The 867-nt window shown below is 33.7% G+C and carries 1 pseudogene; it reads left to right on the forward strand.

The features are described from left to right. Positions 1-625: pseudogene (locus P8V03_RS19005) on the forward strand (hypothetical protein); the annotation flags it as partial. Between the last annotated feature and the right edge of the window lie 242 nt (positions 626-867).

Here is an 867-nt window from a genome sequence, read left to right on the forward strand (position 1 = left end):
TTCTGTGCAAAATGAACTTGTTCCTATAAACTATTGGTATGATGCAAATGGAAATATAACTAGAATTCTTGAAAATGGAAAGAACATTAGATATTCCTATAATGAACTAAATGAGCTTGTAAGGGAAGAAAACGAAGTTCTAAATAAAACTATAACATACACTTATGATAGCGGAGGGAATATAAGTAGTAAGCAGGAAATAATAAATGGTGTTTGGCAGACTCCTATAAGCTATGAATATAGAAGTTCTTGGAAGGATAAACTGACACATTATAATAAAAATGAGATAACCTATGATACAATAGGAAACCCTAAGACCTATGCTGGTTATACCTACAGCTGGGAAGAAGGAAGAAGATTAACCTCCATTGTAGGTAGTGATATCAATGCCTTCTTTAAGTACAACGATGCAGGAATTAGAACACATAAGAGAGTAAATGGATTTACTACAAAGTTTCACCTAATAGGGGATAGGGTAACCTATGAATATACTGAAGATGCTAGTCGTGTAATAAAAGATAAAATTTATTATAGATATGATAACGCAGATGACCTTGTAAGTATGAATTTAAATGGTGTAGATAAGCAGAGAGCCCAAATCTCTGATTTGGTGCGAATCGCTTAGCTCTTCAGCTCTGCTGTAGAGCTTCCTTTGTTTATATAAGAAATGGTCAGGGAGACATTATTGGCTTAATTAATAATAGCGGTACTAAGGTAGTAAGCTATATATACGATAGCTGGGGAAAGCTTATTAGCATTAGAGATGAAAAAGACATTGATGTAACTAGTAATAAGGAACATGTTGGGTATAAGAATCCTTATAGGTATAGGGGCTATAGGTTTGATACGGAGACAGGATTATATTAT

Source organism: Clostridium tanneri (genome assembly GCF_033659955.1).
GTDB lineage: Bacteria > Bacillota > Clostridia > Clostridiales > Clostridiaceae > Clostridium_AM > Clostridium_AM tanneri.